The sequence below is a fragment of the Streptomyces sp. NPDC005794 genome, assembly GCF_042871445.1.
Lineage (GTDB): Bacteria > Actinomycetota > Actinomycetes > Streptomycetales > Streptomycetaceae > Streptomyces.
In genome coordinates this window covers 178,063-203,243 of the sequence record NZ_JBIAIN010000004.1, presented here as the reverse complement: position 1 = coordinate 203,243, position 25,181 = coordinate 178,063, and the positions used below count along the sequence as shown (strand labels likewise).

The 25,181-nt window shown below is 68.8% G+C and carries 22 protein-coding genes and 2 tRNA genes; 17 read left to right on the top strand and 7 right to left on the bottom strand.

Features of this window, described 5'->3' with window-relative positions; genetic code table 11:
• Positions 1-115: 115 nt before the first annotated feature.
• Positions 116-1,507, bottom strand: a complete 1,392-nt coding sequence (locus tag ACFYQ5_RS08030; protein WP_389194697.1) for an amino acid permease — start codon at positions 1,505-1,507, stop codon at positions 116-118.
• A gap of 263 nt (positions 1,508-1,770) precedes the next feature.
• Between ACFYQ5_RS08030 and ACFYQ5_RS08025 the strand changes: the two genes are divergently transcribed.
• Positions 1,771-2,364 carry a biotin transporter BioY gene (locus ACFYQ5_RS08025; RefSeq protein WP_389194694.1) on the top strand — a complete coding sequence of 198 codons (594 nt, stop codon included), beginning with the start codon at positions 1,771-1,773 and terminating at the stop codon, positions 2,362-2,364.
• Positions 2,365-2,466: 102 nt separating this feature from the next.
• Here ACFYQ5_RS08025 and ACFYQ5_RS08020 read toward each other — a convergent pair whose 3' ends face one another.
• A complete protein-coding gene (locus ACFYQ5_RS08020; protein ID WP_389194691.1) occupies positions 2,467-3,912 on the bottom strand; it encodes an amino acid permease in 1,446 nt (481 codons plus the stop codon).
• Positions 3,913-4,149: 237 nt separating this feature from the next.
• On the opposite strand from ACFYQ5_RS08020, the gene ACFYQ5_RS08015 reads away from it, so the two are divergent.
• Both ACFYQ5_RS08015 and ACFYQ5_RS08010 read left to right on the top strand, forming a co-directional pair.
• The gene (locus ACFYQ5_RS08015) at positions 4,150-4,638 is read left to right on the top strand and encodes a ribose-5-phosphate isomerase (RefSeq protein ID WP_389194688.1); all 489 of its coding nucleotides are present in this window, start codon (positions 4,150-4,152) and stop codon (positions 4,636-4,638) included.
• Positions 4,639-4,712: 74 nt separating this feature from the next.
• Positions 4,713-5,534 (top strand): Fpg/Nei family DNA glycosylase, encoded by an 822-nt coding sequence (locus tag ACFYQ5_RS08010; RefSeq protein ID WP_389194685.1) that lies wholly within the window; start codon positions 4,713-4,715, stop codon positions 5,532-5,534.
• 10 nt (positions 5,535-5,544) lie between these two features.
• Here ACFYQ5_RS08010 and ACFYQ5_RS08005 read toward each other — a convergent pair whose 3' ends face one another.
• On the bottom strand, positions 5,545-6,777 hold the full coding sequence (locus ACFYQ5_RS08005; protein ID WP_389194683.1) for a GNAT family N-acetyltransferase: 1,233 nt from the start codon (positions 6,775-6,777) through the stop codon (positions 5,545-5,547).
• Positions 6,778-6,882: 105 nt separating this feature from the next.
• Here ACFYQ5_RS08005 and ACFYQ5_RS08000 point away from each other — a divergent pair, with 105 nt between their 5' ends.
• Positions 6,883-8,028, top strand: a complete 1,146-nt coding sequence (locus tag ACFYQ5_RS08000; protein WP_389194680.1) for a PP2C family protein-serine/threonine phosphatase — start codon at positions 6,883-6,885, stop codon at positions 8,026-8,028.
• A gap of 142 nt (positions 8,029-8,170) precedes the next feature.
• Here ACFYQ5_RS08000 and ACFYQ5_RS07995 read toward each other — a convergent pair whose 3' ends face one another.
• On the bottom strand, positions 8,171-9,349 hold the full coding sequence (locus ACFYQ5_RS07995) for a cation:proton antiporter (protein WP_389194677.1): 1,179 nt from the start codon (positions 9,347-9,349) through the stop codon (positions 8,171-8,173).
• 151 nt (positions 9,350-9,500) lie between these two features.
• Here ACFYQ5_RS07995 and ACFYQ5_RS07990 point away from each other — a divergent pair, with 151 nt between their 5' ends.
• Positions 9,501-10,001, top strand: coding sequence for an HD domain-containing protein (locus ACFYQ5_RS07990; protein ID WP_389194674.1), 501 nt, complete (start codon positions 9,501-9,503; stop codon positions 9,999-10,001).
• Positions 10,002-10,049: 48 nt separating this feature from the next.
• Here ACFYQ5_RS07990 and ACFYQ5_RS07985 read toward each other — a convergent pair whose 3' ends face one another.
• The gene (locus ACFYQ5_RS07985) at positions 10,050-11,213 is read right to left on the bottom strand and encodes an acyltransferase family protein (protein ID WP_389194671.1); all 1,164 of its coding nucleotides are present in this window, start codon (positions 11,211-11,213) and stop codon (positions 10,050-10,052) included.
• Between the two features lie 486 nt (positions 11,214-11,699).
• Here ACFYQ5_RS07985 and ACFYQ5_RS07980 point away from each other — a divergent pair, with 486 nt between their 5' ends.
• Positions 11,700-11,894, top strand: coding sequence for a hypothetical protein (locus tag ACFYQ5_RS07980; protein ID WP_389194668.1), 195 nt, complete (start codon positions 11,700-11,702; stop codon positions 11,892-11,894).
• Positions 11,895-12,002: 108 nt separating this feature from the next.
• Positions 12,003-12,350, top strand: coding sequence for a DUF1330 domain-containing protein (locus ACFYQ5_RS07975; RefSeq protein ID WP_389194665.1), 348 nt, complete (start codon positions 12,003-12,005; stop codon positions 12,348-12,350).
• 72 nt (positions 12,351-12,422) lie between these two features.
• Here ACFYQ5_RS07975 and ACFYQ5_RS07970 read toward each other — a convergent pair.
• A tRNA-Gly gene (locus tag ACFYQ5_RS07970) sits at positions 12,423-12,496 on the bottom strand.
• Between the two features lie 179 nt (positions 12,497-12,675).
• On the opposite strand from ACFYQ5_RS07970, the gene ACFYQ5_RS07965 reads away from it, so the two are divergent.
• The 5 genes from ACFYQ5_RS07965 to clpX all read left to right on the top strand — a co-directional run bounded on the left by ACFYQ5_RS07965 (position 12,676) and on the right by clpX (position 17,436).
• Positions 12,676-12,752 (top strand) — tRNA-Pro (locus ACFYQ5_RS07965).
• Positions 12,753-12,902: 150 nt separating this feature from the next.
• Positions 12,903-14,327 carry a trigger factor gene (gene tig, locus ACFYQ5_RS07960; RefSeq protein ID WP_389194662.1) on the top strand — a complete coding sequence of 475 codons (1,425 nt, stop codon included), beginning with the start codon at positions 12,903-12,905 and terminating at the stop codon, positions 14,325-14,327.
• Between the two features lie 297 nt (positions 14,328-14,624).
• The gene (locus ACFYQ5_RS07955) at positions 14,625-15,230 is read left to right on the top strand and encodes an ATP-dependent Clp protease proteolytic subunit (protein WP_167748643.1); all 606 of its coding nucleotides are present in this window, start codon (positions 14,625-14,627) and stop codon (positions 15,228-15,230) included.
• Between the two features lie 67 nt (positions 15,231-15,297).
• The gene (locus tag ACFYQ5_RS07950; protein WP_031091966.1) at positions 15,298-15,981 is read left to right on the top strand and encodes an ATP-dependent Clp protease proteolytic subunit; all 684 of its coding nucleotides are present in this window, start codon (positions 15,298-15,300) and stop codon (positions 15,979-15,981) included.
• Positions 15,982-16,137: 156 nt separating this feature from the next.
• Entirely contained in the window at positions 16,138-17,436 is a 1,299-nt protein-coding gene (clpX, locus tag ACFYQ5_RS07945; RefSeq protein WP_389194659.1) for an ATP-dependent Clp protease ATP-binding subunit ClpX, read from the top strand.
• A gap of 98 nt (positions 17,437-17,534) precedes the next feature.
• On the opposite strand, the gene ACFYQ5_RS07940 is transcribed toward clpX, so the two are convergent.
• Positions 17,535-18,524: a hypothetical protein gene (locus ACFYQ5_RS07940; RefSeq protein WP_389194657.1), complete on the bottom strand. Its 990-nt coding sequence runs from the start codon at positions 18,522-18,524 to the stop codon at positions 17,535-17,537.
• Between the two features lie 137 nt (positions 18,525-18,661).
• Between ACFYQ5_RS07940 and ACFYQ5_RS07935 the strand changes: the two genes are divergently transcribed.
• The 5 genes from ACFYQ5_RS07935 (at position 18,662) to ACFYQ5_RS07915 (ending at position 25,115) form a co-directional block, all read left to right on the top strand.
• On the top strand, positions 18,662-21,283 hold the full coding sequence (locus tag ACFYQ5_RS07935; protein WP_389194655.1) for a valine--tRNA ligase: 2,622 nt from the start codon (positions 18,662-18,664) through the stop codon (positions 21,281-21,283).
• A 124-nt stretch (positions 21,284-21,407) separates the two neighbouring features.
• Complete coding sequence (locus tag ACFYQ5_RS07930; protein ID WP_389194652.1) at positions 21,408-22,931, top strand: bifunctional folylpolyglutamate synthase/dihydrofolate synthase; 1,524 nt, start codon at positions 21,408-21,410, stop codon at positions 22,929-22,931.
• Positions 22,932-22,934: 3 nt separating this feature from the next.
• Positions 22,935-23,303: a DUF4233 domain-containing protein gene (locus ACFYQ5_RS07925; protein ID WP_389194649.1), complete on the top strand. Its 369-nt coding sequence runs from the start codon at positions 22,935-22,937 to the stop codon at positions 23,301-23,303.
• Between the two features lie 85 nt (positions 23,304-23,388).
• Positions 23,389-23,802, top strand: coding sequence for a nucleoside-diphosphate kinase (gene ndk, locus ACFYQ5_RS07920; protein ID WP_014156293.1), 414 nt, complete (start codon positions 23,389-23,391; stop codon positions 23,800-23,802).
• 293 nt (positions 23,803-24,095) lie between these two features.
• On the top strand, positions 24,096-25,115 hold the full coding sequence (locus ACFYQ5_RS07915) for a rod shape-determining protein (RefSeq protein ID WP_073746922.1): 1,020 nt from the start codon (positions 24,096-24,098) through the stop codon (positions 25,113-25,115).
• Positions 25,116-25,181: the final 66 nt, after the last annotated feature.

The following is a 25,181-nucleotide window of genomic DNA, read 5'->3' as shown; positions in this document are numbered from 1 at the left end:
AGGCTCAGTTCACTGGTCGGGACGGAGGTCGGCCCACAGTCTGGCCACCGGCCCCGTCCAGGGGGAACGGTCGTCCGCTATACGGTCACGAGCCTCACACAAGGTGCTCACCCGCCTACGGTCTCGCCCGCAGCTCCCGCACGGCCGCGACGAGCAGCACCAGCGCCGTGGCCCCCGCCGACCACAGCACCTGCGGACGGGCCACGTCATCGGTGAGCATCAGCAGCAGGACGGCCAGCAGACCGGCCAGGGTCACCCACGTCAGATAGGGGAAGCACCACATCCGCAGCGCCAGGGCGCCCGGCGCCTCCCGTTCGATCCGGCGCCGCAGCCGAAGCTGCGAGGCGGCGATCAGGCCCCAGACGAACAGCAGGACCGCCCCGACCGAGTTGAGCATGTAGAGGAAGACGGTGTCGGGCCACAGGAGATTGAGCAGTACGGAGACGAAACCGAAGGCCACCGACGCCAGTACGGCCCGCCGGGGGACTCCGCCCCCCTGCCCGCCCGTCACCTTCAGCAGCCCGCGCGGCGCCTCGCCGCGCTCGGCCAGCGAGAAGATCATCCGGGAGGAGCCGTACAGATTGGCGTTGAGCGCCGAGAGCAGCGCCACGAACACCACGATGTTCATGATCTGCCCGGCCGACGGCACCCCGATCGAGTCCAGGACCTTCACGTAGGGGCTGAGCCCGGCCTGCTGAGCGGTCCACGGCAGCACGGTCACGATCACCAGCATCGAACCGACGTAGAAGAAGAGGATGCGCACCACCGCGCTGCGCACCGCACGCCCCACGGCGCGGGCCGGATCGTCGGTCTCCGCCGCCGCGATCGTCACGACCTCCAGCCCGCCGAAGGCGAACACCACGGTGAGCACACCGGAGACCACGCCGTCCCAGCCGTTCGGCAGGAAGCCTCCCTGGCCGGTGAGGTTCGTCAGCCCGACCGGACCGGTGTCCGGCAGGACGCCCAGGACGGCCAGCAGGCCGAGTGCCAGGAAGGCCACGATCGCCGCCACCTTCAGCGCGGCGAACCAGAACTCGAACTCGCCGAAGTTCTTCACAGCCGTCAGATTCGCCACGGTGAACACCACCATGAACAGCAGCACCCAGAGCCACTGATCCATCGCGGGCACCCAGCCGTGGGCGATCTGCGCGGCGGCCGTCGCCTCCACGGCGAGCACCACCACCAGCAGGAACCAGTAGAGCCAGCCCACGCTGAAGCCGGCCCAGCGGCCCAGCGCGCGTTCCGCGTGCACGGAGAACGACCCGGACGCGGGCATCGCCGCCGACATCTCGCCGAGCATCCGCATCACCAGCATCGCGAGCGCGCCCGCGATCACATACGAGACGACGACGGCCGGCCCGGCGACCGCGATCCCGGCACCCGACCCGACGAAGAGACCGGCGCCGATCACCCCGCCCAGACCGAGCATCGTCAGATGGCGCTGCTTCAGGCCGTGAGCCAGGGGCTCGGACGGTACGGGGGAGTGCGTGGGGGGCGCGTCGTGCATGAGCTGTGGATCACTCTCGGATCATTTTATGGGGAACCTACAGTCCCACGGGGTGGCTCCCCTTCCCGAACGGCGGGCCCGGCACACCCCCACCTCCGTGACCTGCATCACGCCGTTCGGTGATTGCGCAACGGTCTTTGTCCGAACCCGACTACCCGCTCAACCGTCGCTTTGTCGGCGGCTGATGGTGATCGGGCCAGGTGCCGTCGGCTAACGTCACCCCCAGTCCGTCCCTGCCTGCCGACCTCACCCGCGGAGTCCCGATGAGCACTGCTGCCGCCCCCACCCGTACCGGAGCGGTCCTCGCCGACCTGCTGCCCGCAGCCCGGCACCGCTACGCCGTGGACACGGCCCTGGTCGTCGGCGGCGCCGCCCTCACCGGCATCGCGGCCCAGATCGCCGTGCCCGTCCCCGGCTCCCCGGTCCCCGTCACCGGCCAGACCTTCGCCGCGCTGCTCATCGGCACCGCCTTCGGCGCCCGCCGCGGCTTCCTCTCCCTCGCCCTGTACGCGCTCGTCGGCATGGCCGGCATGCCGTGGTTCTCCGAGGGCACCTCCGGTCCGGGCGGCGCGTCGTTCGGATACGTGCTGGGCATGCTGCTCGCCGCCACGGTCGTCGGCGGTCTGGCCCGCCGCGGCGGTGACCGGTCCGTGCTGCGCACCGCGGGCACCATGGCGGTCGGCTCCCTCGTCATCTACGCCGTCGGCGTGCCCTACCTGGCGCTCTCCACCGGCATGTCGATCAGCGCCGCCGTCGCGGCCGGCCTGGTGCCGTTCCTGATCGGCGACGCACTCAAGGCCGCGCTGGCCATGGGGGCGCTGCCCGCCTCCTGGAAGCTCGTCGGGCGTCGCGGCTGACACCGCGGACATCACCGAAGAGGCTCGCCGGGTCATGACGGACCGGCGAGCCTCTGGTGTTTCCGGGTGCCCCTGACCTCCGCCGTCAGGTGTGCGTACGGGTCACTCGGTCGGTGCCGCCGCCTTCGCCTTCCGGCTGCGGGCCTCGCGCACCAACGAGACGCCCACGACCAGGGCCGCGACCAGCAGCGAGAGCAGGACCTGCTCACGCCCGGCGTCGTCGGTCAGCATGTAGACGAGGACGAACGAGATCATCGCGATCGTCGCCCAGGTCAGATACGGGAAGAGCCACATCCGTACGACGAGCTTCTCGGGCGACTCACGCAGGATGATGCCGCGCATCCGCAGCTGGGTGAAGCAGATCACCAGCCACACGAACAGGGCCACCGCGCCCGAGGAGTTCAGCAGGAACGCGAACACCGTGTCGGGCCACTGGTAGTTGAAGAACACGGCGACGAAGCCGAACACGACGGACGACAGGATCGCCGCCTGCGGTACGCCCCGCTTGTTCACCTTGGCGAACGCCGTGGGCGCGTCCCCCCGCTGTCCCAGCGAGAAGGCCATGCGCGAGGCCGTGTAGAGGCCGGAGTTGAGACAGGACAGGACGGCCGTCAGCACGATGACGTCCATGACCTGGCCGGCGTGCGGGATACCGATGACGTTCAGAGCGGCGACGTACGAACCGTCCTCGACGATCGACGGGTCGTTCCACGGAAGCAGGGTGAGGACGACGAAGATCGAGCCCAGGTAGAAGATGGCGATACGCCAGATCACGCTGTTGGTGGCCTTGGAGACGGCGCGCCGCGGGTCCTCGGACTCCCCGGCCGCCAGCGTCACGATCTCGCTGCCCATGAAGGAGAAGACGACCATCAGCACACCCGTGAGGATGGCTCCCGGCCCTTCGGGGAAGAACCCGCCGGTGTCCGTGAGGTGGGCGAGGCCGGACCCCGCGTTGTCCGCGCCCGGCAGCAGGCCGAAGACGGCGAGCAGGCCGACGACGACGAACGCGCCGATGGCCACGACCTTGATCCCGGCGAACCAGAACTCGAACTCACCGTACGAGCCGACGGAGACCAGGTTGGTCGCCGTGAGCACCACCATGACGATCAGGGCCCATGCCCACTGCGGCACGCCGGGGACCCAGCTCTCCAGGATCTTGGCACCCGCCGTGGCCTCGACGGCGAGCACCACGACCCAGAAGAACCAGTACAGCCAGCCGATGGAGAAGCCGGCCCAGCGGCCCAGGGCCTGGTCGGCGTACGCGGAGAAGGAGCCGGAGCTCGGCCGGGCGACGGCCATCTCGCCGAGCATCCGCATGACGAAGACGACCATCAGGCCGACCAGCGCGTACGACAGGAGAATGGCCGGGCCCGCCGCGGCGATGCCGGCGCCGGAGCCGACGAAGAGGCCCGCTCCGATCACGCCGCCGATGGCGATCATCGAGAGATGACGGTTCTTGAGACCGGCCTGGAGCCCGCCGGAGGAGTCCGGCTTACCCGGCTCGCCGGGCTGTTGGCCCGGTCCAGCCAGAGTCGTCTGCGACGTCATGGATCGAATCCTTACGTTTTCTGATCACCGTGTGTCGGGTCTTGCCTCTGCGGGGGTGGTGGAGGCAAGGTCACGCATTCAAGCCCGTGCGGCACCAGAATCGGAACCCCCTCATCCGGTCCTTGACCCGATCGTTGCCCGAGTGGTTCTGCCCACAGGACCGGAGTCCTCGCACGGCGCTGTGTGTCCCGACCCCGCTGACGGCTACCCGTCCCCGCTCGTGCCACACTTCGCTGCATGCGCGTGTACCTCGGCTCCGATCATGCTGGCTACGAACTGAAGAACCATCTGGTGACGTGGCTCACGGCCCACGGCCACGAGCCCGTCGACTGTGGTCCCCACATCTATGACGCCCAGGACGACTACCCGCCGTTCTGCCTCCGCGCCGCCGAGCGGACGGCCGCGGACAAGGACAGCCTCGGCATCGTCATCGGCGGCTCGGGCAACGGCGAGCAGATCGCCGCGAACAAGGTCAAGGGCGTCCGCGCCGCGCTCGCCTGGAGCGAGCAGACCGCCGCGCTCGGCCGTGAGCACAACGACGCCAACGTGGTGGCCATCGGCGGCCGGATGCACACGGTGGAGGAGTCCACCACGTTCGTCGAGATCTTCCTGAGCACCCCGTACTCGGGTGAGGAGCGCCACACCCGCCGCATCGAGATGCTGGCGCGGTACGAGGACACCGGCGAGCTCCCCCCGGTCCCGGCCCACCACCCGCAGCAGGGCTGAACGGCCCGCATCCGCTTCCCTGTGCCGCCGGGCCGTACACCCGGCGGCACACACGCGTGACCAGGAGACCCGCCGTGCCCGAGGGGCATACGATCCACCGCCTCGCCGCCGACCACCACGAGCGGTTCGCCGGCCGTCCGGTGCGGGTGAGCAGCCCCCAGGGCAAGTTCTCCGGCAGCGCGGAACTCCTGGACGGCAGGACCTTCACCGGTGTCGACGCCCATGGGAAGCACCTCTTCCTGGGCTTCGAGGGTTCGGCCTGGGTCCACATCCACCTCGGCCTCTTCGGCAAGCTCGGCTTCGGTACGGTTCCGGCGCCGCCGCCCACCGACACGGTCCGGCTGCGCCTGCTCAACGACGCCCACCACGCCGATCTGCGCGGCCCCACCACATGCGCCCTGATCACCGGCCCCGAGAAGCGCGCGATACACGACCGGCTCGGCCCGGACCCGCTGCGCGCCGACGAGGACGGCGAGCGGGCCTGGCAACGGATCTCCCGCAGCCGCGTCACCGTGGCCGCCCTGCTGATGGACCAGAGGGTCGTCGCGGGCGTCGGCAACGTCTACCGCGCCGAGGTCCTCTTCCGGCACGGCATCGACCCGTACCGCCCCGGCAGGGACCTCACCCGGGGTGAGTGGGACGCGATCTGGACCGACCTCGGCGTCCTGATGCGCGAGGGCGTGCGGAACAACCGCATCGACACCGTCCGCCCCGAGCACCTGCCGGAGGCGATGGGCCGGCCCCCGAGGGTCGACGACCACGGCGGCGAGGTGTACGTCTACCGACGGGCCAGGCAGGCGTGCCACATCTGCGGCACCGAGATCCGTACGGCGGACCTGGCGGCCCGCAACCTCTTCTGGTGCCCGTCCTGCCAGCCGTCCGCACCGCGGCGGTAGCCGCACGGGCTCAGAAACCGTGCGGGCACCACGGCTGTACGTCCGAGGAGAACGCGAGCGCGGCCTCGGCCAGAGCGCCCGCACGTGTCTCCCGCACCTGTCCGGCCGCCGCCAGCGTCGTCAGCGACACCCCGCCCAGGTAAGCGGATGCCAACGCCGAGACGGAAAGGGCCAGTTCGGGCTCTTCGTCCGTCCGCCGGCAGACGGCGTCGCCCTTCGCGCCGGCGGTCAGCCGCCAACGCCCCGCGTTCCACGGGCAGAAGGTGTCCTCCACCTCCAGCACCACGTCGACCGGTGTCCGGTAGGTCCGGGCCTCCAGCGCCGCACCCAGCTCGACCAGCCGTACGTACAGCCCGTCCCGCAGCCGCACCTCGCAGCGCCGGACGTCGGAGACCAACCGGAGCACGGCGTCGTCCGGCGGCCGGTTGTGGCACTCGACCACCGACATCAGATCGATCCCGCACAGGAAGCGCCACAGCGCCGCGTACGAGGCGGGGTCCAGCGCCGCCAGGTCACGCACCGCCACCGTGCCCCGGGGACCGGCTTCGTCCCAGGACGGCCTCAGGCCGAACGTGGCGTACCCGAGCACCTCACCGTCCCGCTCCGCGAGCACGCACTGCAGCGGGGAGCCCCCCTTCCTCGTGCTCTCCGGGTCGTTCACGGGCATCCGCTCCCAGCCGGGCCGGCGTACGGGCGTTCCGGGCCGGGTCTCCGCCAGCCGCGCGTACACCGCCTCGCAGGCATCGAGCGCCTCCAGCGGGGACGACCGGCGCATCCGCACCGCGTCCGTGCCCGCGGGGAGTGCCAGGCGGGCACGGGAGGTGTCGATCCGCAGGTTCATCTCCGTCGTGGCCGCACCGTAGCCGAACCGTCCGTAGATACCGGGCTCCGAAGCCAGCAGCACCGCGAGCGGCTCCCCCCACGAGCGGACGTCGTCCAACTGGCGCCGCATCATCGCCGTCAGCAGCCCCTGCCTGCGGTGCGTCGCGGCCACGGTCACCATGGTGACTCCCGCGGCAGGAACCGCGGCTCCGCCCGGCACGGTCACCCGGAAGCTGTGGGCACCGGCCGTTCCCACGCACTCCGCGCCGTCCCAGTGGCCGATCGCGCGCTGCGGCTCGGTCAGCGACGCGTACATCTCGCGCCCCTCGGGGGAGATGGGTACGCCGCCGAACGCCAACTCCGTACAGCCGAGCCAGGTGTCCCACTCCGAGGCCGTCAACACGCGCAATTCCGTGCTCATGAGCCCTGCTTACCAGGGCCGCGCCGACCAGGGCGACCCACTTTCGAACACTTCGGCACCAGGTCCCCCTGCACCGGAGGCCGTCGGATGGATAAGGTCCCGACAATGGCACGTCGCAGAGGACCAGAGACCTATCCCGCCCGGTGGCGAAGATCAGCGCACCGGGCGCGCGTCGCGCTGCGCAGATCCGGTGTCGACTACTTCCGCGGTGACGGCTCCGACTGGATAGCCCTGGCCGGTCTGCTGGTCACCATCCCGGTGATCACCGGGTTCACGCTGCTCGACCCGGTGTGGTGCTCACCGGCCGCCCTGGCCCTGCCGATCGTGGCGGGCGGTCTGCTGCTGCGGCCGGCCAGCCTGCTGAGCCTCTACGCGACCGCGGCAGCCGCCCTGATCGTGGAGTCCTTCGTCCTCGGCCCGTACGCGGACGGGCCTGCCCGGGTCACCCCGGGCACCGTCCTGGTCGTCGCGGCCTGCGGCTTCTTCGGGCTGGTCATCGCCCAGTTCCGGGCCAGGGTCGGGGTGCCGTGGCGACGCGGCGGCACGATGCTCTTCGACCTGCGCGAGCGGATCCGGGTCCAGAGCGCCCTGCCCCGGCTCCCCGAGGGCTGGCACCGCGAGATGGCGCTGCGCCCGGCCGGCGGCCAGTCCTTCTCCGGCGACTTCGTCGTCGCCGCCCGCACCAACGGCGGACGCACCCTGGAAGTCGTGCTCACCGATGTGTCCGGCAAGGGCATGGACGCGGGTTCCCGCGCCCTGCTGCTGTCCGGAGCCTTCGGCGGCCTCCTGGGATCCCTGCCGCCGCACGGCTTCCTGCCCGCGGCGAACGGCTATCTGCTGCGCCAGGACTGGGACGAGGGCTTCGCCACCTCCATCCATCTCGTCCTGGACCTGGAGTCCGGCGACTACGAACTCCTCTCGGCCGGCCACCCTCCCGCCCTGCAGCTGCACGCGGGCAGCGGCCAGTGGGAGGAGCAGGTCGCCGAAGGACCCCTGCTCGGTGTGTACGACGGGGCGGAGTTCGACGCGGTGAAGGGTTCGCTGGCGCCCGGGGACGTCCTGATGCTCTTCACGGACGGTCTGGTGGAGGCGTCCGACCGGGACATCGCCGACGGCATCGACCGGCTGACCGGGGAGGCCGACCGCTATGTCGCGACGGGCTTCGAGGGTGCGGCCTGGCATCTGATCGAGGCCTGCGCGAAGGACGTCAACGACGACCGTGCTCTCCTGCTGCTGTCCCGTCGCGCCTGAACCGTACGGAAGCGGTTGAAACGGTACAGGCGTCAAACGGGGCACTCGCCCATCACCCGAACGTGAAGTCTTTACGGCTACGCCATCCCGGGTGCCAGGCCGCAGCCCCCGCACCCGGGATGTCCGTCAGCTCCCGGCTCACTCAGACGGGTACCGCCTCTTTGTCGGCCTCCTTGTCCCGGGTACGGCCTCCGGGCAGGATCCGGGCGAGCCAGTGGGAGCGCCCGGCCGCCAGCGGCGAGAGGACCGCGAGCAGGAGTACGTACCCGGCGATGAACGGGGAGAGCCGTTCGTCCAGGCCCGCACCCGCGGCCATCGTGGCGAGGATCAGCGCGAACTCACCGCGCGCCAGCAGGGTGGTGGAGATGTTCGCGGTGGCCTGCGGGCCGAATGTGTAGATCTTGGCCGTGGCCATCCCGGCGAAGACGTTCATCGCCACCGTCACGGCGACGGCCGCCAGCACCGGCCACACCACGCTCGGCAGGTCGCCGGGGTTGATGGACAGTCCGAAGGCGAAGAAGAAGATCGCACCGAACGCGTCACGCAGTGGATGCACCAGCTTCAGGATGCGGGTGCCCGAGGCGGTGCTGCCCAGCATCAGACCGACCATGAACGCACCGATCGCGTCGGCGACCCCGAACCACTCCGAGACCCCGGCCACGAAGACGGCGGCACCGAGGAAGGAGATGACGAGGAGCTCGTCGTCCTTGGTGTCGAACAGTTTGCCGATGACCTTCGTGCCGAACCGGGCCAGGAGGGCGAGCAGCAGCAGGAAGCCGAAGGCCTTGCCGCCGTCGAGCACCGCGGCCCCGAGACTGTCGGCACCGGACAGGATCGGCTGCAGGGCGGCCAGATAGAGGGCGAGGAAGACGTCCTCGACGACGATGATGCCGAGGATCGGCCGCGTCTCGGGACTGCCGATCCGGCCGAGGTCCACCAGGACCTTGGTGACGATGGCCGACGACGAGATGCCGAGCACACCCGCGAGCACCAGTGCTTCCGAGGTGCCCCAGCCCAGCGCGAAGCCGAAGCCGAGACCCGCGCCGACGTTCAGGACGAGATAGGTGCCGCCGGCGAGCGCCATCTTGCGCCCGCCCTTCTTCAGGTCGTCCAGGTGGAACTCGAGACCGAGGTAGAAGAGCAGCAGCACCAGCCCGAGTGCGGAGAGCATCTCCAGGTCGTGCGGATCGTCGAGAAGGACGACCCCTGGCGTGTGAGGGCCGAGCAGTATCCCGGCGAGGATGAACAGGGGGATGGTCGGCAGTCCGATGCGGCCGCCGACGCGGGCGAGGACGGCGGCGGCGAGGAACGCGCCCCCCATGGCGATGAGCGTGTCTGCGTGTCCGATGAGCCCGTCTCCTTCGTTCGGTCAAGGGTGCGTCAAGGAATCGTCAGTAATTAGTTTACCGAACGATTCGGTGTGCACTCGTGGACCCGTCGAAGCGCCGCGACGCCCGGCGTACAGTCGGCCCATGCCGAACCCGTATCTGACCCTGGCCCAGGTGGAGGCGATCGCCCGCGAGGCCCATCGCCGACAGACCGACAAGGCGGGGCGCCCGTACGTGGAGCATCTGGCCGCGGTGGCCGAGGGTGTGCGGATCCGGGGCGGCGGCGAGGAGCAGATGGCCGCGGCCTGGCTGCACGACGCGGTGGAGGACGGCGCGCTGTCCCGGCAGTGGCTGGACGAGGCCCCGCTGTCCCGGCGGGTGAAGGAAATGGTCCTCGCCGTCACCAGGCGGGACGGCGAGGACCTCTTCACGTACACCAGGCGGATTCTCGCCACGCCCGGTGCGTTGCTGATCAAGGAGTCGGATCTGGCGCACAACGCGGACCCGGACCGGCTGGCGGTCCTGGAACCGGCGACCCGTACCCGGCTGACCGAGAAATATGCGCAGGTACGCGGCCTGTTGGGGCTCGACGGGGGTGTGAGGCCCGACGAACGGCGGGATCAAGCCAACCCCGACGCGGGCTGACGTCCTGACGGGACCGGCCCCGGCGGAAGGGGGCCGATCCGGACAGGCTCAACGCTTGGCGGGGCTCCGGCGGAACGCCCAGTTCATGTCCGGCTCCGTGGCGAAACGCAGCGCGCGCCGGACCGGCGGGGTGCACAGCAGGGTGACGGCGACGGCCGCGACGACAGAGACGACGACGAGTCCCACGGGGCCCGAGAGCCACTCGTAGCGGTCGAACAGGCCGTAGTAGCCGGCGCCCTTCACCAGGAAGCCGTGCAGCAGGTAGCCGCAGATCGTCCCGGCCCCCAGCACCGTGAACCACATGTGGCGGCGCGGCACCCAGGCGAGGAACGCGATCGTGAGCAGCATCGCGCATCCGAACATCGCCAGGGTCATCACGGGCCCCGTCCACCACTGGAAGTCCATCTCCTGGGCGCTGTTGCTGCGGTAGAACCAGCCGAGCCGCATGTGCGGCTCGGCCCAGTAGGCGAAGACCGCGGCCCCGGCGAACAGGGGAAGGGACAGCAGCCGCACCTCGCGCCGCCGGACCAGCTGGAAGTGCTCGGGCTTCATCAGGAGGCCGAGCACGAAGAACGGCAGGAGCTGGCAGACGCGCTGCAGATCCAGGTCGTCACCGATGCCCGGCGACACCGAGGCGAGCATGGCGATCGCGAGGGCGACCGGGAGCGGGTGGCGCAGGGACTGCCACAGCGGAGTGGTGACCCGCCAGATGAACAGGGCGATCAGGAACCAGGTGAGGAACAGAGGGTCGAGCAGGGTGACGGACGTGTCGGCCTCGCCGCCGGCGTACCGCTTGAACAGCGAATACGCGGTCTCGAAGAGCACGTAGGGCACCACGACCCCGGTCACGAGGCGCTTCACCTTGGCCGAGCTCATGTCGAACGACCGTGAGAAATAGCCCGAGACGAGGATGAACGCCGGCATGTGGAACGTGTACACGACCATGTACAGCGCTCGTGCCGTGCGGCTGCCGTCCATCACCGGCTCCCACGCGTGGGCCACGGCGACGAGCACGATCGCGAGGTACTTCACATTGTCGAAGTACGCGTCACGACGCTTGGCCGGTGCGGGCGTCCCGGTGCGGTCCGGTGCGCTCCCGATGGTGGGGGAGGGCGCCCCCGGGGCCGTCAGGGTCTGTTCGCGTCTCGGCTCCGACTCCCGGCTCTCCGGGGTGATCGGGGCCCTCTGAATTTCACTCGGAGCTTTGGACATCTCATGCACCTTAGACCCGCCGATCGGTATGCGTAAAACCCCAAGAAATATCGCGCGTTCCCGGCCATTCAGAAGTGAAACCACCGGCGGTCGCCCGCTACGTGATGATTCTTCCCGCTTAAATGGTGCATATCGTCTGGAGGTTGGCGCGAGTGAAATTCGTCGCACGAACTCCGGCATATCACTGTGAATGAAGTGTGGGGATATGGAAACGATCAGATCGAGCAATATTCGAACTGCCCTGCGCACAGCGGGTTCACAGGGAATGGGCGCGGCCCGCGCGGCCCGCGCTGCCACCGCCGAGCGACCGTGTGCGCCGAGCCACGCCCCGGCGCACGCGCGCGTCAGGATGGCGGGATCCTGCCGTCCCGCCCCATTACCCGGCAGCAGGCACAGGGGAGTTGGTGGCACGATGTACTCGACGGGGCGTGCTGGGCCGCACGCCACCGGGCCGGCAAGGCGGACCGACCAAGGGTGTGATCAGTCGTGGCCATTTCACTGTCTGTGGTACTTCTGCTGGGAATCGTCCTGGTGGTGTTCATCCGCGGCGGATCCCTCAAGGGTGGGCCGGCGGCCGTCGCCGTGCTCTTCGGCTTCTTCCTCGCTTCGACGGGCATGGCGCCGTCGATCAACAGATTCATGAACTCGATAGCCGAAACGATCAACCAGATCAGCTTCTGACGCACGCGCGTGCGCGCGTCGACCCCGGCCGGGCGATGCCGTCGGGGCATACACGCATGCCCTTCGCGCACGGGACGTGCCGGAGCCTCACGGATCGGAAGGACAGTCATGCCCGCCTATGTCATAGCGCACCTGCGAGAGGCCGACCCGCACCCGGACATCGCCGAGTACATCGAGCGGCTTCCCGCCACCTTCGAGGTGTACGGCGGGCGCTACCTCGTGCACATGACGCCGCACGAGGTGAAGGAGGGCGACTGGCCCGGACACGTCGTGATGATCGGCTTCCCGGGGATCGACGAGGCGCGGGCCTGGTGGGACTCGCCCGCCTACCGGGAGATCGCGCCGCTGCGCTCACGGCACATCGAGGGCGACATCATCCTGGTCGAGGGCGTCCCCGAGGGCTACGACCCGACGCCCGCCGTGAAGGCGATGCGCGAGGCCCTGGCCACCGAGTAGTACGGAAAGGCGAGGAGCGCGTAACCGAAAGGGCCGGCCCGGAGGATCTCTCCTCCGGGCCGGCCCTTCACGTGGAGCGGGCGACGGGAATCGAACCCGCGTAGCTAGTTTGGAAGACTAGGGCTCTACCATTGAGCTACGCCCGCAAGCGCCGCACAGCGGGTCCGGTGGACCGCGGTACGGAAAGCATCGTAGCGGGTCGGAGACGGTGCGCGCACACCCGTATCGGTGTGCCCATGTGACGGGCCGGTGGTCGCCTCCGCGACGACCTGACCGAAGCGGCCGACGCGAGGCCCGTCTGCATGTACCCTACGTGTCGCACCGACGGGGTGTGGCGCAGCTTGGTAGCGCGTCCGCTTTGGGAGCGGAAGGTCGTCGGTTCGAATCCGGCCACCCCGACCACCAGCAAGATCGCATTGTGGGAGTCCTCCCCCTTGCCGTTACTATGCAAATTGCGTGCCCGTGTGTCTGATGTACCGGGCTCGATCCGCGAAGCCGCCTCTCGGCGGCCCAGCAGAACCCCAAGAAGTCAGCCACCAAGGAGACCGAACCGTGAAGAGCGCCGTGGAGACCCTGAACCCGACTCGGGTTCGGCTCAGCATCGAGGTGCCCTTCGAGGAGCTCAAGGACAGCCTCGACGCGGCGTACAAGAAGATCAACCAGCAGGTCACGGTGAAGGGCTTCCGTAAGGGCAAGATCCCCAACCGCGTCATCGACCAGCGGTTCGGCCGTGGTGCTGTGCTGGAGGAGGCCGTCAACGACGCCCTTCCGAAGTTCTACACCGAGGCTGTCAACGAGGGTGAGCTCAACGTTCTGGGCCAGCCCGAGGTTGACATCACCGAGCTCAAGGACGGCGAACTGCTGGCCTTCACCGCCGAGGTGGATGTCCGTCCCGAGATCGAGATTCCGGACTACTCCGGCATCGAGGTCACCGTGGACGCACTCGAAGTCACCGAAGAAGAAGTCGACAAGGCCGTGGAGCAGCTCCGTGAGCGCTTCGCCTCGACCAACCCGGTCGAGCGCGCCGCCGCCGAGGGCGATGTCGTGACGATCGACCTGGAGGCCAAGGTCGACGGAGAGGTCCTCGAGGACGGCGTGGCCGCGGGTGTCTCGTACACCATCGGTTCCGGCGAGCTCCTCGAAGGCATCGACGAGGCCGTGACCGGCCTGGAGGCGGGTGGCGAGGCCACCTTCACCTCCGAGCTGAAGGGCGGCTCGGCCGAGGGCAAGGAAGCGGAGGTCACCGTCAAGGTCACCACCGTCGCCTCCCGCGAACTGCCCGAGCTGGACGACGACTTCGCGCAGATGGCGAGTGAGTTCGACACGCTCGCCGAGCTCCGCGAGGACAGCCGCAAGCGCCTCGAGAACACCAAGCAGTACGACCAGGCCACCCAGGCCCAGGAGCGCGTCCTCGAGGAGCTGCTGAAGCTGGCCGAGGTCCCGATCCCCGAGAAGCTTCTCGCGGACGAGGTCCAGACCCGCAAGCACAACCTCGAGCACCACCAGCTCGGTCAGATGGGTCTCGACCTGGAGAAGTACCTCGAGATCCAGGGCAAGACCCTGGAGGAGTTCGAGAACGAGACGTCCGAGCAGGCCGTCAAGGGCATCAAGACCCAGTTCATCCTGGACGAGCTCGTCAACAAGGAGAAGCTGAACGTCAACCAGGAGGAGCTCACCGAGCACCTCATGCGGCGGGCGCAGTCCTCCGGTATGAGCCCCGACCAGTTCGCCCAGGCCGTCGTCGAAGGCGGCCAGGTGCCGATGCTCGTCGGCGAGGTCGCCCGCGGCAAGGCGCTCGCCGTCGTCGTCGAGGCCGCCAAGGTCGTCGACACCAACGGTGAGGTCGTCGAGCTCGAGGACGATGAGGACGCGGCGGACGCGGCGGACGTCACGGACGAGGCCACCGAGACGGTCGAGGCCGCCGAGGGCACCACCGAGGCAGCCGACGAGAAGAAGGACGAGAAGAACGAGGCCTGAGCCTCGCTCCGCTCGTTGATCTGATCCGCACGACGGGCCCCGGACGTATCGCGTCCGGGGCCCGCCGCCGTATCGGTCCACGCCGCCCGACGCACCCGGGACCGCCCCCGGGAACCCTTGTGCGGACTGCTTACCTTGCGCTCCCAGCGAACAGTTGGGGAAGCGGGATGGCGTTGTCCCACCTGCGCGTTAGGGTCCATGAAGAGGAAGGGTCGGGTAGTCCCGGCCTATCCGGTACGAAGACGCTGAGACGGCCGGAGCCGTCAGAGACGAGCAGGTGGATACGTGACGAATCTGATGCCCTACGCCGCCGGAGAGCCGTCCCTCGGTGGAGGCCTCGGTGACCAGGTCTACAGCCGACTGCTCGGCGAGCGCATCATCTTCCTCGGTCAGCAGGTCGACGATGACATCGCCAACAAGATCACCGCACAGCTTCTGCTCCTTGCCGCGGAACCCGACAAGGACATCTACCTCTACATCAACAGCCCCGGCGGTTCGGTGACGGCCGGCATGGCGGTCTACGACACCATGCAGTACATCCCGAACGACGTGGTCACCATCGGTATGGGCATGGCGGCCTCCATGGGCCAGTTCTTGCTCACCGGTGGCACGGCGGGCAAGCGCTTCGCGCTCCCGAACACCGACATCCTCATGCACCAGGGTTCGGCCGGCATCGGCGGTACCGCCTCGGACATCAAGATCCAGGCGCAGTACCTGCTCCGTACGAAGACGCGGATGGCCGAGATCACCGCCCGCCACTCCGGCCAGACCGTGGAAACGATCATCCGCGACGGCGACCGCGACCGCTGGTACACGGCGGAGGAGGCCAAGGACTACGGCCTCATCGACGAGATCATCTCGGTCGCGTCGGGCATCCCGGGCGGCGGCGGCACCGGCGCCTGATCCGGGCGTGCACGACCCCGCACCCTCTCGTACGCCGAGACCTCCAGCCCACATGAACGCCACCAGGATGGTGAACACCCACATGAACAACTTCTCCGGCGCCTCCGCGAGCGGCCTCTACACCGGCCCGCAGGTGGACAACCGCTACGTCGTCCCGCGCTTCGTGGAGCGCACCTCGCAGGGTGTGCGTGAGTACGACCCGTACGCGAAGCTCTTCGAGGAGCGCGTGATCTTCCTCGGCGTCCAGATCGACGACGCCTCGGCCAACGACGTCATGGCGCAGCTGCTGTGCCTGGAGTCGATGGACCCGGACCGCGACATCTCGATCTACATCAACAGCCCCGGCGGCTCGTTCACCGCGCTCACCGCGATCTACGACACGATGCAGTTCGTGAAGCCGGACATCCAGACGGTCTGCATGGGCCAGGCGGCCTCCGCCGCCGCCGTCCTGCTGGCCGCGGGCACCCCGGGCAAGCGCATGGCGCTCCCGCACGCCCGTGTGCTGATCCACCAGCCGTCCTCGCAGACCGGCCGTGAGCAGCTCTCCGACCTGGAGATCGCGGCCAACGAGATCCTGCGGATGCGCACCCAGCTCGAGGAGATGCTGGCGAAGCACTCCACGACCCCGCTGGAGAAGATCAGCGAGGACATCGAGCGCGACAAGATCCTTACCGCCGACGACGCACTCGCGTACGGTCTGGTGGACCAGATTGTCTCCACCCGTAAGACAACCGCAGGCGCGTCCGTCTGACGTCGGTCTTTCCCCTTGGCACATCCCGTATCCACGGCCCCGGCCGTGTGAACCGTGCCAAGGGGGGCCCGAACGGGGGGCCAGGCAAGGTACCGTCGGATAGAGGCACCAGGAGCCGCTGAACCAGGCTGCTCCCAGGCGAAGGGGAAGCACCTCGTGGCACGCATCGGTGATGGCGGCGACCTGCTCAAGTGCTCGTTCTGCGGAAAGAGCCAGAAGCAGGTGAAGAAGCTCATCGCGGGACCCGGTGTGTACATCTGCGACGAGTGCATCGATCTCTGCAACGAGATCATCGAGGAGGAGCTCGCCGAGACCTCCGAGGTGCGGTGGGAGGAGCTCCCCAAGCCGCGCGAGATCTACGAGTTCCTCGAGGGGTACGTCGTCGGGCAGGAGCCCGCGAAGAAGGCCCTCTCGGTCGCTGTGTACAACCACTACAAGCGGGTCCAGGCCGGGGAGAACGGCGGCGGCGCGAATCGTGACGACGCGATCGAGCTCGCCAAGTCCAACATCCTGCTGCTGGGCCCCACGGGTTCCGGCAAGACGCTCCTCGCGCAGACGCTGGCCCGCATGCTCAACGTCCCGTTCGCCATCGCGGACGCGACGGCGCTGACGGAGGCCGGCTATGTCGGCGAGGACGTCGAGAACATCCTGCTGAAGCTGATCCAGGCCGCGGACTACGACGTCAAGAAGGCCGAGACCGGGATCATCTACATCGACGAGATCGACAAGGTCGCCCGCAAGAGCGAGAACCCGTCGATCACCCGCGATGTGTCCGGGGAGGGCGTCCAGCAGGCCCTGCTGAAGATCCTGGAGGGCACCACCGCCTCCGTACCGCCGCAGGGCGGACGGAAGCACCCGCACCAGGAGTTCATCCAGATCGACACGACGAACGTGCTGTTCATCGTGGGCGGCGCCTTCTCGGGTCTGGAGAAGATCATCGAGTCGCGGGCCGGTGCCAAGGGCATCGGCTTCGGCGCGACGATCCGCTCCAAGCTGGAGATCCAGGCGAGCGACCAGTTCCAGGAGGTCATGCCGGAGGACTTGGTGAAGTTCGGGATGATTCCCGAGTTCATCGGCCGCCTCCCCGTGCTGACCTCGGTCCACAACCTGGACCGCGAGGCGCTGCTCCAGATCCTGATCGAGCCGCGCAACGCACTGGTGAAGCAGTACCAGCGCCTGTTCGAACTCGACGGTGTGGAGCTGGAGTTCGAGCGGGAGGCGCTCGAGGCCATCGCCGACCAGGCGATCCTCCGCCAGACGGGCGCGCGCGGTCTGCGCGCCATCATGGAAGAGGTCCTCCAGTCCGTGATGTACGACGTCCCGTCCCGCAAGGACGTGGCCCGCGTCGTCATCACCCCGGACGTCGTCCGCAACAACGTCAACCCGACGCTGGTCCCGCGCGAACCGCGCACGATCGGCAAGAACGACGGCGGCCGCCACGAGAAGTCCGCGTAGCGGCAGCGACGACGGCACACACGAAGGGGCGCCCGGCCGACGGCCGGGCGCCCCTTCGTCAGGGCGTCTGATCGACCGGACCTTCTGACCGCTTGCAGCTAGACCTTGGTGCGGGAAGTGTTGTACAGCTTGGCGGCGAGGGTCGCCACATCGTTCTGGGGCATGGACTTGCCAGCCAACAGTGCGCCGCGGTCGGCGCCTACGACGATCGCCAGGGTGCTGTGGTCGGACCACACGCAGACGGGTGTGATGATTTCCTTGGGCCCGTTCTCCGGTGTGCCGTCGCCGTCCTTGTTGATCACCTTGGCGTTCCGGCACTTCATCAGCGCGCCTTCGAAGCCGTCGGGTTCGACGGCCTCGGCATCGCCGACGAACGTGGCGTCATCACCCTGCCCCGCCTGCTTGGGATCGCTGAGGGCGAGCTCGAGGGTCTTCGCGGGGTCGTTGATCTCGCCCCAGTAGCCCGTGAACCCGAGAGCCTTCGCCACCGCCTTGGCGTCACCGCTCAGGTATGTGGCGTTCACCCGGTTCGCGTTCTGGATCCCCAGAGCCTCGGCCTGGGTCTTCGTAGTGCCCGTCAGGGCGGTGGACTTCGTCGGCGCTGCCCTTTTGTAGTCGTCCACCGAGGCGGCCGGCGTCAGCTTGTACCCCTTGGTGGAGTCCGCCACGTCGCCGTTGCCGCCGCCCGAGGTCAGGAAGTACACCCCGCCCGCCACGACGGCCAGCGCCACCACGGCCGCGCCGACGATCAGCCCGGTCTTCTTCTTCGGGGCACCCGGCTGCGGAGGCATGCCCGGGTATGCCTGCTGCCCGCCGTAAGGCGGGACGGGCGGCTGCTGTCCGTACGGGCCCGGCTGCTGTCCTTGTGGGTAGCCGTAGCCCTGCGGGGGCTGCTGCTGTGGCGGGACGCCCTGGGGGGCCTGCTGCGGGTAGCCGTAGCCGGGCTGGCCCTGCGGGGGTCCCTGCGGCGGCTGGCCGCCGTACGGGCCGGGCGGCTGCTGCCCGTACGGGCCGGGCTGCTGACCGTACGGTCCGGGCTGGCCCTGTGGCGGCTGCCCACCGTACGGACCCGGCTGGTTGTAGCTCATTGCGCTGTCCCCTCCAGAATGCTTATGCGTTCCGAACATCCTGACGGAAGCGGCGCTCACATAGGGCATCAGGGCGTACACCGTTACTGAACAAACCGGTTTCAGTGCATGACTGTGACGCCCCTAAACTGTGTGCCGTGACCGAGAACGCAGCGCAGCAGCCAGCCAGCACCCCCGAACTGCCGACCCAGTACGCGCCGGCCGAGGTAGAGGGGAAGCTGTACGAGCGCTGGGTAGAGCGCGGGTACTTCGAAGTCGACGAGAACAGCGACAAGCCGCCGTACAGCATCGTCATCCCGCCGCCCAACGTCACCGGCTCGCTCCACCTGGGCCACGCGTTCGAGCACACGCTGATCGACGCACTCGTCCGCCGTAAGCGCATGCAGGGCTTCGAAGCGCTGTACCAGCCCGGCATGGACCACGCGGGTATCGCCACCCAGAACGTGGTCGAGCGCGAGCTGGGCAAGGAGGGCAAGTCCCGTCACGACCTGGGACGCGAGGCCTTCGTCGAGCGTGTCTGGCAGTGGAAGAACGAGTCGGGCGGCCAGATCTCCGGTCAGATGCGCCGCCTCGGCGAGGGCGTCGCCTGGTCCCGTGAGCGCTTCACCATGGACGAGGGCCTCTCCAAGGCCGTCCAGACCGTCTTCAAGCAGATGTACGACGACGGGCTGATCTACCGCGCCGAGCGCATCATCAACTGGTGCCCCCGCTGTCTGACCGCGATCTCCGACATCGAGGTCGAGTACCAGGAGGACGACGGCGAGCTCGTCTCCATGACGTACGGCGAGGGCGACGAGACGATCGTCGTCGCCACCACCCGTGCCGAGACGATGCTCGGCGACACGGCCGTCGCCGTCCACCCCGAGGACGAGCGCTACCAGCACCTGGTCGGCAAGCGGATCAAGCTGCCGCTCACCGACCGCACGATCCCGGTCGTCGCCGACCACCACGTCGACCCGGAGTTCGGCACCGGTGCCGTCAAGGTGACGCCCGCCCACGACCCCAACGACTTCGAGATCGGCAAGCGCCACGACCTGCCGTTCCTCACGGTCATGGACGAGCGGGCCGTCATCACCGTCCCCGGTCCCTTCGAGGGACTGGACCGCCTGGAGGCGCGCTCCGCCATCGTCGCCGCCCTGCGTGCCGAGGGCCGGATCGTCGCCGAGAAGCGCCCGTACGTCCACTCCGTGGGCCACTGCTCGCGCTGCAAGACGACCATCGAGCCGCGCCTCTCCCTCCAGTGGTGGGTCAAGGTCGAGCCGCTCGCCAAGGCGGCCGGTGACGCCGTCCGTGACGGCAGGGTCAAGATCCACCCGCAGGAGATGGAGAAGCGGTACTTCGACTGGGTCGACAACCTCCACGACTGGACGATCTCGCGCCAGCTCTGGTGGGGTCACCGCATCCCCGTCTGGTACGGGCCCAACGGCGAGGTCGTCTGCGTCGGACCGGACGACGAGGCGCCCACCGGCGAGGGCTGGACGCAGGACAGTGATGTCCTGGACACCTGGTTCTCCTCAGGCCTGTGGCCCTTCTCGACGCTCGGCTGGCCCGAACAGACCGACAGCCTCGCGAAGTTCTACCCGAACTCGGTCCTGGTCACCGGCTACGACATCCTCTTCTTCTGGGTCGCCCGGATGATGATGTTCGGCCTGTACGTCAACGACGGGGTCCCGCCGTTCGGCACCATCGTCCTGCACGGCATGGTCCGCGACGAGCACGGCAAGAAGATGTCGAAGTCCTTCGGCAACGTGGTCAACCCGCTGGACTGGATGGACAAGTACGGCTCCGACGCGCTGCGCTTCACCCTCGCGCGCGGCGCCAACCCGGGCACCGACGTCCCGATCGGCGAGGACTGGGTCCAGGGCTCGGCGAAGTTCTCCAACAAGATCTGGAACGCCACCCGCTTCGCGCTGATGAACGGCGCCACGATCGAGGGCGAACTGCCGTCCGCCGACGAGATGTCGGTGACCGACCGCTGGATCCTGTCGCGCCTGGGCAGGACGGTCGCGGACGTCGACGCGTACTACGACGACTTCCAGTTCGCGAAGATCAGCGAGTCCCTGCGGCACTTCGCCTGGGACGAGGTCTTCGACTGGTACGTCGAGCTGTCCAAGACCACGTTCTTCGCGGGTGGCCGCCCTGCCGAGATCTCGGGCAGGGTCCTGGGCGAGGTCCTCGACGTGATGCTGCGTCTGCTGCACCCGATCGTGCCGTTCGTCACCGAGGCGCTGTGGACCGCGCTCACCGGCCGCGAGTCCGTCGTCATCGCGGACTGGCCGACCGACTCCGGCTTCCGCGACGAGGCGGCCGAGAAGGAGATCGAGCTCGTCCAGCAGGTCGTCACCGAGGTCCGCCGCTTCCGTAACGACCAGGGCCTCCAGCCCGGCCAGAAGGTCCCGGCCGAACTCACCCTGACCGGCACCGCGCTGGCCCCGCACGAGGCGGCCATCCGGCAGCTCCTGCGCCTGCAGCCCGCCGGGGACGGCTTCCAGGCCACCGCCTCGCTGCCGGTCGCCGGGACCACCGTCGCGCTCGATCTCTCCGGCACGATCGATGTCGCGGCCGAGCGCAAGCGCCTGACCAAGGACCTGGAAGCCGCCGAGAAGGAGAAGGCCCAGGCCACCGGGAAGCTCGGCAACGAGGCGTTCCTGGCCAAGGCCCCGGACAACGTGGTCGACAAGATCCGTGGCCGGCTCGCCAAGGCGGAGGCCGACATCGAGCGGATCGCCGCCCAGCTGGCGAACCTGCCGAAGGGCTGATGACCTGATCACGGAGCCCCCGCGCCCCCGACCGACCGGGAGCGCGGGGGCTTCGCCGTGCCCTGGGGGAAGCGCGGCGGCGGGCGCTGCGCGCGATGTCCGTGGCCATCCGTAGACTGGCCCTGTGAGTGAGCCCCGCCCTTCAGACCGGCACGACGCGTCCGATCCCGACGACACCTTCGCGGAGATCGTCGACGAAGAGACCCAGCGCGACCCCGACCTGGCGGTGATCGAGGCCGGGAGCCGGACACTGCGCACCCAGTCGGGCCCGCCTCAGGGCGAGGCGGTCCCCGACCGCCCCGCCGACCCCGAGACCGACCGTGCGCTGCGCGAGGTGGAGCAGGAGCTCGCCGGACGCTGGGGCGAGACCAAGCTCGAGCCCTCGGTGACCCGTATCGCCGCCCTGATGGACGTGCTGGGCGAGCCCCAGCGCGCCTACCCCTCGATCCACATCACGGGGACGAACGGCAAGACCAGCACGGCCCGCATGATCGAGGCCCTGCTGAGCGCCTTCGAGCTCCGTACCGGCCGCTACACCTCCCCGCACGTCCAGTCGATCACCGAGCGGATCAGCCTGGACGGCGCCCCGATCGACGCCGAGCGCTTCATCGAGACGTACAACGACATCAAGCCGTACGTCGAGATGGTCGACGCCCAGCAGCCCTACCGGCTCTCGTTCTTCGAGGTGCTGACGGGCATGGCGTACGCGGCCTTCGCCGACGCGCCCGTCGACGTCGCGGTCGTCGAGGTCGGCATGGGCGGCACCTGGGACGCGACGAACGTCATCGACTCCACGGTCGCCGTCATCACCCCCATCTCGCTGGACCACACCGACCGCCTCGGCTCCAGCCCCGCCGAGATCGCCGGTGAGAAGGCCGGTGTCATCAAGCAGGGTGCGACGGTGATCCTGGCCCAGCAGCCGGTCGACGCCGCGCAGGTCATGCTGAAGAAGGCCGTCGAGGTGGACGCCACGGTCGCCCGCGAGGGCATGGAGTTCGGCATCGTCTCCCGCGAGATCGCGGTCGGCGGCCAGCTGCTGACCCTGCGGGGCCTGGGCGGCGAGTACGACAACATCTTCCTCCCGCTCTACGGGGCGCACCAGGCGCACAACGCGGCGGTGGCGCTCGCCGCCGTCGAGGCGTTCTTCGGTATCGGCGCGGAGCAGGCCCGCAGCCTCGATGGGGAAGCGGTCCGCAAGGCCTTCCTCTCGGTGCTCTCGCCGGGCCGTCTGGAGGTCGTCCGGTCCAGCCCGACCGTCGTCCTGGACGCGGCGCACAACCCGGCCGGCGGCCTTGCCGCAGCCGAGGGGATCTCCGAGGCGTTCAGCTTCTCCCGGCTGATCGGCGTCGTCGGTGCGAGCGACGGCAAGGACGTCCGGGGGCTCCTCGAAGCCTTCGAGCCGATCTTCGCCGAGGTCGTCGTCACCCAGAACTCCAGCCCGCGCGCCATGGACGCGGACGCGCTCGCCGCGATCGCCGTCGAGGTCTTCGGTAACGACCGTGTGCAGGTCGAGCCGCGTCTGGACGACGCGCTGGAGGCCGCGATCACCCTCGCCGAGGAAGAGGCCGAATACGCGGGCGCCGGAGTCCTGGTGACCGGATCCGTGATCACGGTCGGCGAGGCCCGGCTGCTCCTGGGAAGGCGCTGACCTGTGCGTACGCTCTGCGCATCGACGCTGATCGGTGAGTTCTTCGTCATCGGCTTCGCCGGACTCGTGGCGATGAAGTCCGACGACATGTCCATGGCCACGGTCTGGACGGTCTGCGGCATCGGCATGCTGCTGTCCGTCCTGCTCTGCGGTGTGATCACCCGGCCGGGTGGCGTACAGCTCGGCTGGGCGCTCCAGATCCTGCTGGTGCTGAGCGGCTTCTTCGTCCCGATGATGTTCATCCTCGGCGTGATCTTCGGCGCCCTGTGGTGGGCCTCGGTGCACTACGGCCGACGGATCGACGAGGCCAAGGCGCGGTGGGCGGCCCAGGCGGAGGCACAGGAGAGCGCACAGGCCCCGGCCCAAGGATGACGCAGCGTAACCCGGCCGTAGGGCCGTTCGCGTACCCCTGTAATCTCGCCCTCACCCGCACCCGAAAGTCTGCAAGGAGCCGCACATGACTCAGCGCACCCTCGTCCTTCTCAAGCCCGACGCCGTCCGGCGTGGGCTGATCGGCGAGATCGTCGGCCGTATCGAACGCAAGGCCGGATGGACGATCACCGCGCTGGAGCTGCGCACGCTCGACCAGGAGACCCTGGAGCAGCACTACGGCGAGCACAAGGGCCGCCCGTTCTACGAGCCGCTCGTGGAGTTCATGGCCTCCGGCCCCGTCGTCGCCCTGGTGGCCGAAGGCGAGCGGGTCATCGAGGGCGTCCGCGCCCTGGCCGGTCCGACCGACCCGATCGCCGCCGCGCCCGGCTCGATCCGTGGTGACTTCGGCACGATCACCCGGGAGAACCTCATCCACGCCTCGGACTCCGAGGAGTCCGCAGAGCGAGAACTGAAGCTGTTCTTTCCCGGACTTTCCTGACTTCGGCTCCGCCAATCAGCGCTCATGACCTGGGGCGACCGAAGTAATTCGGTCGCCCTTCGGCATAGGGTCACGTATCGCGGGAACGCATCCCTCCGACGTAACGTCACCATGGGTGGAACGGGCTACTGTTCCACTCGCAAAGGCGAAGGACCCTCGCGCTGTGTCCGTGCATACGGCACTACGATGGAAGCTTCCACGCCCGCAGCGCCCACCCTCGCCTACCTGGAACAAGCCATTCTTCGCTTCTTGGGAAGGCCCGACGCATCCTCATGGGGAACAAGGGGAACTCAATGTCGTTCATCGGCCGTGACATGGCTATCGACCTCGGGACTGCCAACACGCTGGTGTACGTCAGGGGGCGCGGCATCGTTCTGAACGAGCCGTCCGTCGTGGCCATCAACACCAACACCGGCGGAATCCTGGCGGTCGGCGCCGAGGCAAAGAAGATGATCGGCCGCACGCCGGGGAACATCGTTGCCGTGCGGCCCCTGAAGGACGGCGTGATCGCCGACTTCGAGATCACGGAGCGCATGCTCCGCTACTTCATCCTGAAGATCCACAAGCGCCGCTACCTGGCCCGCCCGCGGGTCGTCGTCTGTGTGCCCTCCGGCATCACAGGGGTCGAGCGACGCGCCGTCATCGAGGCGTCGACGCAGGCCGGCGCGCGCCAGGTGCACATCATCGAGGAGCCCATGGCCGCGGCCATCGGCTCAGGCCTGCCGGTCCACGAGGCCACCGGCAACATGGTCGTCGACATCGGTGGCGGCACCACCGAGGTCGCGGTGATCTCGCTCGGCGGAATCGTCACCGCCCAGTCGATCCGGGTCGCCGGTGACGAACTGGACAACGCGATCATCCAGCACATCAAGAAGGAGTACTCCCTCCTCCTCGGTGAGCGCACCGCCGAACAGATCAAGATCACGATCGGCTCGGCGTTCGAGATGGAGAAGGACGAGCACACCGAGATCCGCGGACGCGACCTGGTCTCGGGCCTGCCCAAGACCGTCGTCATCTCCGCGACCGAGGTGCGCAAGGCCATCGAGGAACCGGTCAACGCGATCGTCGACGCCGTGAAGACGACCCTCGACAAGTGCCCGCCGGAGCTCTCGGGCGACGTCATGGACCGAGGCATCGTCCTCACCGGCGGCGGCGCGCTCCTGCGTGGGCTCGACGAGCGCCTCCGCCACGAGACGGGCATGCCGATCCACATCGCCGAGGACCCGCTGGACTCGGTGGCGCTCGGATCCGGTAAGTGCGTCGAGGAGTTCGAGGCACTCCAGCAGGTGCTGGACGCCCAGCCCCGACGGTAGAACACGATGTTCCGCCGTACGGGCACTGCCGTCCCGTACGGCGGAACGTTGGTATACAGGCACGAA

Coding starts and splice junctions, on each gene's coding strand:
- ACFYQ5_RS08025 (WP_389194694.1), top strand. CDS start 1,771: ATGAGCACTGCTGCCGCCCCCACCCGTACCGGAGCGGTCCTCGCCGAC.
- ACFYQ5_RS08005 (WP_389194683.1), bottom strand. CDS start 6,777: ATGAGCACGGAATTGCGCGTGTTGACGGCCTCGGAGTGGGACACCTGG.
- ACFYQ5_RS08030 (WP_389194697.1), bottom strand. CDS start 1,507: ATGCACGACGCGCCCCCCACGCACTCCCCCGTACCGTCCGAGCCCCTG.
- ACFYQ5_RS07975 (WP_389194665.1), top strand. CDS start 12,003: ATGCCCGCCTATGTCATAGCGCACCTGCGAGAGGCCGACCCGCACCCG.
- ACFYQ5_RS08000 (WP_389194680.1), top strand. CDS start 6,883: ATGGCACGTCGCAGAGGACCAGAGACCTATCCCGCCCGGTGGCGAAGA.
- ndk (WP_014156293.1), top strand. CDS start 23,389: ATGACTCAGCGCACCCTCGTCCTTCTCAAGCCCGACGCCGTCCGGCGT.
- ACFYQ5_RS07950 (WP_031091966.1), top strand. CDS start 15,298: ATGGTGAACACCCACATGAACAACTTCTCCGGCGCCTCCGCGAGCGGC.
- ACFYQ5_RS07955 (WP_167748643.1), top strand. CDS start 14,625: ATGCCCTACGCCGCCGGAGAGCCGTCCCTCGGTGGAGGCCTCGGTGAC.
- ACFYQ5_RS08015 (WP_389194688.1), top strand. CDS start 4,150: ATGCGCGTGTACCTCGGCTCCGATCATGCTGGCTACGAACTGAAGAAC.
- ACFYQ5_RS07985 (WP_389194671.1), bottom strand. CDS start 11,213: ATGTCCAAAGCTCCGAGTGAAATTCAGAGGGCCCCGATCACCCCGGAG.
- ACFYQ5_RS08020 (WP_389194691.1), bottom strand. CDS start 3,912: ATGACGTCGCAGACGACTCTGGCTGGACCGGGCCAACAGCCCGGCGAG.
- ACFYQ5_RS07915 (WP_073746922.1), top strand. CDS start 24,096: ATGTCGTTCATCGGCCGTGACATGGCTATCGACCTCGGGACTGCCAAC.
- ACFYQ5_RS07995 (WP_389194677.1), bottom strand. CDS start 9,349: ATGGGGGGCGCGTTCCTCGCCGCCGCCGTCCTCGCCCGCGTCGGCGGC.
- ACFYQ5_RS07990 (WP_389194674.1), top strand. CDS start 9,501: ATGCCGAACCCGTATCTGACCCTGGCCCAGGTGGAGGCGATCGCCCGC.
- ACFYQ5_RS07940 (WP_389194657.1), bottom strand. CDS start 18,524: ATGAGCTACAACCAGCCGGGTCCGTACGGTGGGCAGCCGCCACAGGGC.